Below are 11,920 nucleotides of genomic sequence, written 5' to 3' on the forward strand. Positions count from 1 at the left end.
TATATTTTATATAAATAATTATCTTCCGGCTAAGCTGAAGATTTTCATGTGCAGGTATACAGAGTAAATGCTAAAGTTCCTTCATTTCATGCAATCTGTCTCTACCACTTACGCTAATTCTTATTTTAAATCAAGTACAAGTTATTCCACCTTTTAATTGACTCTTTATATATTCTTTGTAACTTTTCCTATTATAACTACATAATTTTCTCTGCACTAAAGCTTTTTCTTGACCCATAGATTATCTGTGAATTTTATTGCATACAAAAAGCGACTTATCCTGTCGCCTTTCTTATTTTTATGTAATTATTTCAACTTATCATTGATAAAACGCTTGAAGAAAATCGCGTTAGTTCCTGTTGTTAATAAATCAGATACTGGTTCTGCCAGCATTACCGCTAATACACCATTGCTAATGAAATTAGGTAAAATATAAATCAAAGGAATTAATAAAATTATCTTGCGATAGAAAGCAAAGAAAAATGATCTTTTTCCTTCGCCCAATGATGTATAGATTTGTTGAAAAGAGCTATTAGCACCAATAATAATATAGCCAAAGATATACACTCTTAACATCTTTACCCCCAATTCCATTAGTTCTGGATCGTTAGTAAACATGCTAACAAAAAGCGCCGGGAACAACTCCATCAAAGTTACCATTATTACTGAAAATGTCAAGGCCACCTTAATTACCATTTTGATTGCCTCAATAACTCGTTCTTTTTGTCTAGCACCATAATTAAAAGAAATTATCGGCTGGCTCCCTTGGGCTATTCCTTCCATTGGTAAAAAGACAATTTGGGCCATTGAAGCCATAATTGTCATAGAACTAACGGCAATATCACCGCCAAAAAATAATAATTGTCGATTAAAACATACTTGTAAGATTCCCTCCGTACTATTCATAAAAAATGGTGAAATCCCTAAACCCAATACTCTTTTCATAATTATTTTATCAAAGAACAAGTATTCTTTCTTTATTTTTATTGTTGACCGTTTCGAAAAAATAAAATGCATTACCCATAAAAAAGAAACAAATTGCGAAATGATCGTAGCCAAGGCCGCTCCCGCTACTCCCATATTTAAAGTAAAAATAAAAATTGGATCTAGAATAATATTTAACGCGCCTCCAATAACTAACGTTAACATTCCAAACTTCGCATACCCTTGGCAATTAATAAAATAATTCATTCCCACACTTAATTGTACAAAAATCGTCCCCAATAAATAAATATTTAAATAATCTTTGGCATATGATAACGTATTTGCACTTGCACCAAACAATAATAAAATTTCTTCACCAAATATATATAAAACAATCATGATAACTATTGAACTTAATACTAAAGAACTAAAACAATTTGAGATTATTTTATTTGCTTGGTCATTTTCATCAGCTCCTAGACTTATTGAAGCTAATGGTGCCCCACCACGGCCAAACAAATTAGTAAAAGCGGTAATTATTGTAATAATTGCACTACACAAACCAATTCCAGCAATTGCTAAAGCTCCATCCTCCATTCTTCCAATATAAATTCGATCCACTAAATTGTATAGCAAGGTTACCATTTGTGCTAAGATCGATGGTATCGCCAGTGATAACAGTAACTTTGAAATTTTTTCATTAGCAAGTCGCTCATTCATTGTTATTCCCTCCTAAATTTTCATAAATTTGGCTAATTAATCGGTTAAACTGTTCTTTATCTTGATCACTTAACCCCTGATAAGCAATTTCATTATAATTATCTTGAACAGCCCGAATTTCTTTAATCAGCTCATTAGCATATGGTGTTACAAACAAACAATTACAACGACGATTTTCATTATCTACTTGGCGTTCAACGAACCCTCTTTTGACTAGTTTGTCAAGCGAACAAGAAACATACGCCTTAGAAATACCACGGATATTGACAATATCTTGAGCATGATGATACTCAGGATTATTAGCTAAAAATGCCAATACATCAATTTCAATTTGAGTGATTTGATACTTTTTTTGTATTGTTTCAAACATAATATTATATTGCTTTAATAAATAAGGATAAATTGCCATTAAAAAGGTTTTCTTCATTTCTCTACTCCTAACTGTTCGTTAATGAACAGTTCTATAATAAACTATTTATTATGAATAAATTACATTTTTTCACAATAAGAAAAAACTAATATTTGTTGAAAGTTAAACAAATATTATTAGGGTGGTTATCTTTAAATATAACAACAAAAATACTTTATCGTAGATTAAAAAACAATGAGCTATATCATTTGTTATCCATTTTTCATAGCGGTATAATATGAATATAGAAAATGAGTTAATCATATATAGCTTGAAAGGAGGATGCTATATGACAAATTGGCAAATAGTGAATCATCGCTTGCAAAATCTATCATTACATAATCTAAAAGAAATCTGTTATGCACATAATATTTCTATGGAAGAACGTGACCTAGAGTTAATTCTTCAAATAATTAAAAATAACCCATATTCAATCGTAAATGAAGAATATACTCCGATTTTGTTTATTGAGATTTCCAATGTGACGAATAAAGCTACCTGTGACAAATTTAAGCCAATTATCGAAAAGGAATATTTGATTCACTAATAAAAAGCACCTAATAAAATTAGGCGCTTTTTAATATCATTAAAAATAGGGTTACTATCTTCTAAACTTTCTGTTATATTTTCTAAAAGATTCCGTAAACACATTATACTCTTCATTAGGAATATCTTCACCTTGAACAATCCTATCAATGACCGGTTTGTTTTCTTCCATCATTTTACGCGCATATTCTTCGGCAGTATTATTTCCTTTACTAATATTTAAGATATAATTACAAACTTGTTCATACATATCTTCTCCGGTAAACAGTTCCCACTGTTGACAATTTTTTACATCTAAAATATTTATTATAATTCTAGCTATTAACTCTCTATCTTTCATTTTTATCACCGCTCAATATTATCCCACAAATGACAATCAAGTTCAAATCATAGATAAAATTTTTAAAAGTTGTATAATATAAATGAGCATAAGATTGTCCTCCCGTTGACAAACTATGCTCATTTTTTCAATATTTTCATTGAGAATAATTGGTAAAATAGTTGAAATAATCACATCATAATCAATAATACTAAAAATATTTAATTTACCCCATATTCATCGTCATACAATAACTTAATTCTCTTATTGACATTTCCAAATAATAATCCACCATTTTCCCCTTGAACCATTTCTACAATAAATTTAATTGCGAGCACCTTTTATATTATTCGTGCAAAAAATTTAATTATCTCCTTTTTTTTATTAAAGATATAAAAAACAATCTGCTTATCAAAAATATTTTTAAGGAAAAATAACTTATTTCCCAGATCAATTGTCTAATTAAATCCTAGTTATTTCAAATGATTAAAAATAGCTATATTTCAAAAATTTATCATTGGCCATTTAAAGCTTATACAGATCACAATCCTCAATTTTTCCTCATTTATAACATCAAGCTTGATAACTTCTATTTCCTAATTTTACTATAAACAAAGAATATTTGTAATAATTACCAAATTTAAAAAGTACAAACTGTTTTCACCTAATTTGTACTTTTTAAACTTTATTTCTTTTCTCATTAAACACAGAGATAAAAAATACTAATCTAATATTAATAAAAAAGATTACTATTGTATGATTTATCTAGTTTAACGACGGCATCATAATATTAGTTTCCTTTTAGCGTATTTAGCTGCACCATACATTCCCGCTTGTTCCCCAAGTTCTGCAACCACTAGATCACAGTTATTACTAGCAATTTCCAAAGCATGAATAGCAGCAACCTCTCGAGTTGAAGCTAATAACCGCTCTCCTGCATTTGATACTCCACCACCAATAATAATACGTTCAGGATTAAATAAGTTAATAAGGTTAGTTATCCCATAACCAAGTATTTCTCCTGTCTCTTTAAGAGTCGCAACGACAATCGAATCATTTAAATCATAAGCTTGGCAGATCATCTTTGCAGTGATCTCATCACAATTATTTACCCATCTATTAACAATACTCATATGATCAATATCCTTTTCTTTAAACGTATTGATCATTCCAACTGCAGAAACGTACCTACCCAAGCACCCACTACTACCACAACGACAAGCTCTCCCATGACGATACATATTCATATGCCCAATTTCTCCGACACTGTCATTTGCACCGTATAAAACATGTCCATCTACTACGATTCCAGAACCTAAATCGGTCCCAATTGCAATTAAAATAATATTTTTAAAACCTTTCCCAGCTCCAAAATACAATTCTTCATAAAGATGCATTCTAACATCATTATCAATTACAGTTGGAATCAGCCACTTATGTTCAAACCATTCTTTGATCTTGACATTGTGCCAATTATTAAAATTAGGAGAAAATAAAGAAATACCGTCATTTCGATTTAACAAACCCGGTACTCCTATACCTAGAGCATCTATCTGTTCAAATGAAAGATTATTCTTTAAAACTAATATTTCTAAACATTTTTCAATTCTTTTTAAAACTATATCTGCACCCAAACTTGCTCCTGTATTTTTTTGAACCATTTTTAATAATTGTAACTGTTCATCAAAGAGTCCTGCTTTAATAGTTGTTCCGCCCAAGTCTACTCCCAAATAATACATTTTTCCTCCTATTAAAAAAGGGCATTTCTATAGTGAAGCTCCATTATTTTAATATGCTCAAATAACAGAGTTCACTTTCTTCTGCCCAACTTTTAAATTACTTTTTTACCGCCATACTTGCGAACTTTTAATACATGACAGCTTCCTTTACCAAAAACTCTTTCAATTTCAGTCTTATAAGCAGTTACAAATTCATCTTTAACAAAAGCTTGAATCGTTCCCGCAAAACCACCACCATGAACCCGACAAACGCCATTTCGGCCAATAATTTTTTCTGACATGGCTAATCCAATTGAAACACTTTGATTCTGAACATCGCAGTTTGCATACACATTTTGCAAGAACTTATAAGAACTATCTCCAGATTCCTTAACAACTTTTTTAAATGTTTCAAAATCACTATTGTTTAAAGCCTTAACTTCTTGATCAACCCGTTTATTTTCTTCAAATAAATGAATTGCTCTTAAAACTGCCCGGTCTTGACAAGCTTTTCTAGCACCTGCTATATCATTAAAGAAATCTTCCTCATCTACTTCACGTAAAAATTCTTTACCAAAATAGTTAGCTACTTTTTTCATTTCCATAGGAATTGCTGCATATTCATCAGTTAAATCAGCATGTGATCCTTTTGTATCAACAATACATAAACTGTGTCCAAATTTAGAAAAATCAACATCTACTTTATTAACAATTGGCTTAGCCACATCATTAAAATCAATATTAATCAAGCTACCTACTGAACTAGCACATTGATCCATTAAACCACAAGGTTTACCAAAGTATACATTTTCAGCATATTGACCAACTTGAGCAATTACAACAGGGTCAATAGTCATATCATTATATAAACCAGAAATAATAGTACCAATAATCGTTTCAAAAGCTGCTGAAGATGATAATCCTGCTCCCATTAATACATCACTAGTAATAAAAGCATTAAAACCACCAACATTATATCCTAATTCTTTTAACCGAGCACATACCCCACGAATTAAAGCCTCAGATGTTCCTTCTTCAGCCTTTTTTATTTCTAAGTCTTCTAAATTAATTGGCGCAATATCAAAATCATCAGATAATACTTTAATTTTATTGTCAACTCTTCCAACAACAGCGATTGCATCAAGATTAACTGCTGCTGCTAAAACACAACCATGCTGATGATCTGTATGATTTCCTCCTACTTCGCTACGTCCTGGAGCACTGTAAATTTCTACATCGGTATCACCATACAATGATACATATTTATTGATTGCTTTAACATATCGCTCACGTTGATAATCTAAAAGATTTGTATCTGCATAAATATCATTTAATAACTCATCATACTTTTTATTATTTAATTCTTCTACTAAAATTGTTGCTTTAATCATTATTTTATTACCTCAAATTTATATGATGTTATTTCATCATATACTTCACCTTTCTTTAAAATTGTTGTTGGGTCCTCTTCAATATTAATTGCATCGGGAAGATTTTGAGTTTCAATACATAATGCGAATCTTCTTGGATATACAATTCCATATTTACCGATACGTCCATCTAAATAATTAGCACTATAAATTTGAGCTCCCGGCAATGATGTACTTACTGTCAATTTACGTCCAGTAGCTTCATGATATAATATAGCTTGGTCTTTATCTTGGTTAAAAATGAACGGATGGTCATAACCGGCACCTAATTTAAGCTGCTCATCATCACTATCAATTACATCACCAATTCTTGTCATTGAATTAAAATCAAATGGAGTATCTTTTACTAGATTAAATTTACCAGTCGGTAATCCATCAGAATCAACACATGCATATTTATCACTATGCACTAACAATTGATGATTATAAATATCTTCTTTAGCCCCCGACAAATTAAAATACGAATGATTAGTAATATTAATAATTGTATCCTTATCACTAGTTGCTTGATAACGTACAATTAAAGTATCTTTATTTAAAGTGTAAATTGCTTTGAATGCTAAATTACCAGGATATCCCTCTTCACCATCTTTTGACAAATAAGTAAACTCAATTGAATCCTCAAGTATTTGATAATCAAATATCTGATATGAAAAACCTTTGACCCCACCATGTAAACAATTAGGACCATTATTAATTGGCAGCGTATAAGTTTCACTGTTTAAAGTAAACTTACCTTTACCGATACGATTAGCTGTTCTCCCAACTAATGCCCCTAAATAAGCGTCTTTAGTCTGATAATCTCTAAAATCATCATACCCTAGCACTACATCATCAATATTTCCATCTTTATCTTTCATTAAAACTTTAACAATCGTACAACCATAGTTTGAAACAACAACTTCTAAATCATCATTTTTCATTTGAATTAGATCAATTTTATCATCAATCTTTTCGATTACCTTTATCATCTTATTCTCCTTTCAAAACTGTTTCCACGAAACTTGTTAAGGCATCAATTCCATAATCATCCATTTTAAAAACACCAGCATCTTCTAATACATTAACAAATTTAATTGCTACTGCTTCCTTCAAGATTTCATCAATATTTGTCTCTGTAAATTCATGTTGCGCTAACAACTGTTGATACCATGAATGGTGTTTATCTAATTCTGGATATTCTTCAATCTTTGCTTTTTTCAATAAACAGTCACTTAATAATTTTAATTCATCTTTTAATCGAGCTGGTAAAATAGCTAACCCCATTACTTCGATCAGACCAATATTTTCTTTTTTAATATGATGTGATTCTTGATGAGGGTGAAAAATTCCATCAGGATATTTTGTACTTGTCCGATTATTTCTTAAGACTAAATCAATTTGATACTTATCACCTTTACGACGAGCAATCGGTGTAATTGTGTTATGCGGAATATCCTCTGTATGCGAGATTATATCTAAAACTGGAGCATTATAATGGCGCCAGTAATCTAACATTTTCACTGATAAAGCGACTAATTCTTCTTTATTCTCTGAAGTTAATCGAACTGTCGATAATGGCCATTTAACCACTTCAATCAATGTACTTGGATATTTATCAGAAATTAGTGTCTTTAAAACTTCTGCCCCTTGAATTGGAAATTCATAATTTCCACCTTGATAGTGATCATGACTTAAGATTGATCCACCAACAATTGGTAAATCAGCATTTGATCCAATCATGTAATGAGGAAATATATCTAAAAATGAAAACAGATTCTTAAACGTGTTCTCATTAATCACCATCGGCTTATGTTCCTCATTAAACACAATACAATGCTCATTATAATAAACATATGGTGAATATTGTAAATAATAATTTCCAGTCGCCAATTCAATTGGAATAATTCGATGAGTTTGTCGAGCCGCCCGATTCAAATCGCCACTAAAACCAACGTTTTCTTTACACAATAAACATTTAGGATATCCGCTTGATTTAATCAATTTAGCTTTAGCAATTTCTTTTGGATCTTTTTCCGGTTTTGATAAATTGATAGAAATCTCAATATTTCCATATTTAACATACTTTTTCCAAATAATATTTTTATCCGTACGACTCTTTCTAATATAATTAGAAGCAATTGATAATTTGTAATAATAATCAGTTGCTACTTTAGGACTTACCATATATTTCTGCTTAAATTTTTCATTTACAGTATGGGGTCTAGGCATAATACAATTCATTATTTTAGTATCAAATAGATCTCTACTTGTGGTATTATCCTCAATTAATCCTTTTGTTACTGCATGATCCAACATCTTTTCTAAGATAGGTGTCGCTAACGGTAAGTGTTCACTAATCTCTTCATATTCAAAGTCATTTTCATCAAATAAATCTAATAATAGGTTTACTGAATAATCACATTCATCTTTAGTAATCATCTCTTTGTCTAAAGCAAACTGAATTAACCGATTAATTTCATGGTTCATTATAGTAATTCCTCCCTTTTACACAATTATATTGTAGCTCTAACTATAAATATTGTCAATCATTTTTACTAAATTATAAGTAAATATTTACTAATTTATTGACTAATGTTTACTAAAGAATTATAATAGCGTTGTAAAAATAAAAAAGGGGGACTCAAAATGAGTATATTAGTATTAGGTGGTGCTGGCTATATTGGAAGCCATACTGTATATCAATTAATCGAAAATGGAAAAGAGGTAGTTATCGTTGATAACCTTCAAACTGGTTTTAAAGAATTGATTCATCCTAAAGCCAAGTTTTATCAAGGAGATCTACGTGATAAAACATTTTTAAATAATGTTTTTGAACAAGAAAAAATTGATGGTGTAATTCATTTTGCCGCCAATTCATTAGTTGGTGTTAGTATGAAAGAGCCATTAGAATATTATGATAATAATGTTTATGGCATGATTGTTTTACTTGAAGTAATGAAAAATCATAGTGTAAAACATATTGTCTTTTCTTCTACTGCTGCAACTTATGGTGAACCTAAACGTATTCCAATCGAGGAAGACGATGAAACATATCCAACTAATCCATACGGAGAAACTAAATTAGCAATGGAAAAATTGATGAAATGGTGTTCTAGCGCTTATGGAATGAGTTTTGTAGCTTTAAGATATTTTAATGCTTGCGGTGCCCATCCAAATGGTAAAATTGGTGAACTTCATAATCCTGAGACACACTTGATTCCATTAATTTTACAAGTCCCATTAGGAATTAGAGAAAGTATTTATGTATTTGGTGATGATTATGATACTAAAGATGGTACCTGTATTCGTGATTATATTCATGTAATGGATCTTGCCGATGCGCATATCAAGGCTTTAAATTATTTAAAAGCTGGAAATCCAAGCAATATATTTAACTTAGGTAATGGTGAGGGCTATTCAGTTTTAGAAATTATCAACGCTGCCAAAAAAGTTACAAATCTGCCTATTGCAGTTACAAAGGCGGCACGTCGTGCTGGTGATCCTGCAAAATTAGTTGCTAATAATACAAAGGCAAAAGAAATATTAGGTTGGGAACCTAAATATACTGACATAGAAAAAATAATTTCTACCGCTTGGAACTTTTATATTGGCCGAAAATAGGTTATAATATTAAGTACATCAAGGAGGGTAATCATGGCTACAATTAAAGATGTTGCAGAGCTAGCAAATGTTTCCAGTGCCACTGTTTCAAGAATTTTAAACAATGATAAAACATTATCTGTTCCTGAAGAGACAAGGCAGGCGGTATTTAATGCAGCTAAAGAATTAAACTATATAAAGAAAAGAAAGGCAACCAAAAATGAATTCACGATTGGAATTGTTCAATGGTATTCATTGCAACAAGAAATTGATGACCCTTATTATTTACAAATAAGACAAGGTATCGAGAACTTTTGCTTACAAAATAATATAAATGTTATTAGAACTTTTAGAGCCGATCAAAACTATCTAGATGTTTTGAAAGGTGTAGATGGCCTAGTTTGTGTTGGTAAGTTTAATAATAATGAAATTTCTCAATTTAAAAAAATTTCAAATAAAGTTATCTTTCTAGATATGCATAGTCCAAATAGTGATGACAGTACGATCACTTTAGACTTCCACAAAGCGGTTATTGATGCTTTAGATTATTTAAAATCTTTAAATCATCATAAGATCGGTTATTTAGGCGGTAAAGAATATCTTGAAGACAATGTTGTATATCAAGATGCTCGTAAAGAAATATTTATTGATTATTGTAACAAAAATAAGATTATTTACAAAAAATATTTACTTGAAGGTGAATTTACAACTGAATCTGGTTATTCCATGATGATGGATCTGATCAATCAAAAAGATTTACCATCAGCGATTTTTTGTGCCAGCGATCCAATCGCAATTGGGGCTCTTAGAGCTCTTCAAGAACACAATCTCAGCGTTCCAAGAGATATTTCACTAGTTGGTTTTGATGATATTAAGGCAGCCAGCTTCACTAATCCACCACTGACAACAATTTATGCTCCAGCATCACTTATGGGGGAATATGGAGCAAGTATGGTATATAATATTTTAAGCAAATATAATTCTCCTACTCCAATGAGAATAACACTCCCATGTACTTTAATTGAACGAGAGTCTTGTAAAAAAGTAGATTAAATCTACTTTTTTTATTTATTAATTTATTCTCTCTAAATAATACAATAAAATACTAATTTGGCATAAATAAAAAATAAAGGTGCATAATATTTGTATCCATCATCATTCCATGTTAAGATTTATACAGTTAGCAAGAGCTAACCTAAATAACTATAAATCTTTGTCGACAAAAGGTAATAAAAATAGTAAAGGAGTGAAACACAATGGATAAACAATTAAATAAACTATTAGCAGATTTAGTAGTTGAATACCACAAATTACAAAGTTATCACTGGTATATTAAAGGAAAAGATTTCTTTACTGTCCATGCAAAATTAGAAGAACTATATAACGGAGTTAATAAAGCCATTGATGAAGTTGCGGAAGCTATCTTGATGACTGGTTTTAAACCAGCAGCATCAATGCAAGAATTCTTAGATATTTCTGCAATTGAAGAAGTCAAAGGTGAACATATTACATCAAAAGATATCTATAAAGTAGTTCTAAATGATTTTAATTATTTATTAGATAGGATTAAATCATTAAAAAATAATGCAGATAATGAAAATAATTATTTAATTTCATCTTTAATGGATGATTATATTAAAGAATTCACAAAATCTATTTGGATGATAAGCCAAGTAGTTGAAAATTAATAAAAAAAAGGAGAAAAACAATGTCATTAATCGGAAAAGAAATAACAGAATTTGAGGCTCAAGCCTTTCATGAAAATGAATTTAAAACAATCAAAAAAGAAGATTTATTAGGAAAATGGAATGTCTTATTCTTCTATCCTGCAGATTTTACATTTGTCTGCCCAACTGAATTAGAGGATTTGGCAAATAAATACGAAGAATTTAAAAATATAAATTGTGAAATTTATTCAGTATCATGTGATACTCATTTCGTTCATAAAGCTTGGCACGATACATCTAAAACAATTAAGAAAATCAATTATCCAATGTTAGCTGATCCTACTGCTAAATTAGCAAAAGATCTAGATGTATATATTGAAGCTGATGGTTTAGCAGAACGTGGAAGTTTCATCATTAATCCAGAAGGAAAAGTTGTTATGTATGAAGTAATCGCTGGAAACGTTGGACGTAATGCCGATGAATTATTTAGACGTGTTCAAGCTTCACAATTTGTTTATGAGCACGGTGATGAAGTATGTCCAGCAAAATGGAAACCAGGAGAAGAAACATTAAAACCATCACTAGATCTAGTAGGATTAATCTAA

Annotated in this window: 12 protein-coding genes; 5 read left to right on the forward strand and 7 right to left on the reverse strand. The window is 30.4% G+C overall.

The genetic code is table 11. The features are described from left to right. Positions 1–306 precede the first annotated feature (306 nt). Together KTF99_RS06785 and KTF99_RS06790 are read right to left on the reverse strand one after the other, a co-directional pair. On the reverse strand, positions 307–1,644 hold the full coding sequence (locus KTF99_RS06785; protein ID WP_008792753.1) for an MATE family efflux transporter: 1,338 nt from the start codon (positions 1,642–1,644) through the stop codon (positions 307–309). Continuing rightward, the gene (locus KTF99_RS06790; RefSeq protein WP_029482467.1) at positions 1,637–2,071 is read right to left on the reverse strand and encodes a MarR family winged helix-turn-helix transcriptional regulator; all 435 of its coding nucleotides are present in this window, start codon (positions 2,069–2,071) and stop codon (positions 1,637–1,639) included. The genes KTF99_RS06785 and KTF99_RS06790 overlap by 8 nt, the downstream gene beginning before the upstream one ends. A 271-nt stretch (positions 2,072–2,342) precedes the next feature. Between KTF99_RS06790 and KTF99_RS06795 the strand changes: the two genes are divergently transcribed. Beyond that, the gene (locus KTF99_RS06795) at positions 2,343–2,600 is read left to right on the forward strand and encodes a DUF2624 family protein (protein WP_008792754.1); all 258 of its coding nucleotides are present in this window, start codon (positions 2,343–2,345) and stop codon (positions 2,598–2,600) included. A 54-nt stretch (positions 2,601–2,654) separates the two neighbouring features. Here KTF99_RS06795 and KTF99_RS06800 read toward each other — a convergent pair whose 3' ends face one another. From KTF99_RS06800 to KTF99_RS06820, 5 genes are all read right to left on the reverse strand, one after another. Continuing rightward, positions 2,655–2,939, reverse strand: a complete 285-nt coding sequence (locus tag KTF99_RS06800) for a hypothetical protein (RefSeq protein WP_003534463.1) — start codon at positions 2,937–2,939, stop codon at positions 2,655–2,657. 761 nt (positions 2,940–3,700) lie between these two features. Continuing rightward, entirely contained in the window at positions 3,701–4,657 is a 957-nt protein-coding gene (locus KTF99_RS06805) for an ROK family protein (protein WP_029482463.1), read from the reverse strand. Positions 4,658–4,749: 92 nt separating this feature from the next. Then, a complete protein-coding gene (locus KTF99_RS06810; RefSeq protein WP_029482454.1) occupies positions 4,750–6,027 on the reverse strand; it encodes a galactokinase in 1,278 nt (425 codons plus the stop codon). Then, complete coding sequence (locus tag KTF99_RS06815) at positions 6,027–7,037, reverse strand: aldose epimerase family protein (protein WP_003534469.1); 1,011 nt, start codon at positions 7,035–7,037, stop codon at positions 6,027–6,029. Before KTF99_RS06815 ends, KTF99_RS06810 begins: the two co-directional genes overlap by 1 nt. Before the next feature lies 1 nt (position 7,038). Beyond that, on the reverse strand, positions 7,039–8,535 hold the full coding sequence (locus KTF99_RS06820) for a UDP-glucose--hexose-1-phosphate uridylyltransferase (RefSeq protein WP_201900503.1): 1,497 nt from the start codon (positions 8,533–8,535) through the stop codon (positions 7,039–7,041). Between the two features lie 159 nt (positions 8,536–8,694). On the opposite strand from KTF99_RS06820, the gene galE reads away from it, so the two are divergent. The 4 genes from galE to ahpC all read left to right on the forward strand — a co-directional run bounded on the left by galE (position 8,695) and on the right by ahpC (position 11,920). Then, positions 8,695–9,669, forward strand: coding sequence for a UDP-glucose 4-epimerase GalE (gene galE / locus KTF99_RS06825; protein WP_003534471.1), 975 nt, complete (start codon positions 8,695–8,697; stop codon positions 9,667–9,669). 33 nt (positions 9,670–9,702) lie between these two features. Continuing rightward, complete coding sequence (locus tag KTF99_RS06830; protein ID WP_003534472.1) at positions 9,703–10,701, forward strand: LacI family DNA-binding transcriptional regulator; 999 nt, start codon at positions 9,703–9,705, stop codon at positions 10,699–10,701. A 203-nt stretch (positions 10,702–10,904) separates the two neighbouring features. Continuing rightward, on the forward strand, positions 10,905–11,336 hold the full coding sequence (locus KTF99_RS06835) for a Dps family protein (RefSeq protein ID WP_009009424.1): 432 nt from the start codon (positions 10,905–10,907) through the stop codon (positions 11,334–11,336). A 20-nt stretch (positions 11,337–11,356) separates the two neighbouring features. Continuing rightward, complete coding sequence (ahpC, locus tag KTF99_RS06840) at positions 11,357–11,920, forward strand: alkyl hydroperoxide reductase subunit C (protein WP_003534474.1); 564 nt, start codon at positions 11,357–11,359, stop codon at positions 11,918–11,920.

The organism is Erysipelatoclostridium sp. MSK.7.34, from assembly GCF_019041935.1.
GTDB classification, from domain to species: domain Bacteria; phylum Bacillota_I; class Bacilli_A; order Erysipelotrichales; family Coprobacillaceae; genus Thomasclavelia; species Thomasclavelia ramosa.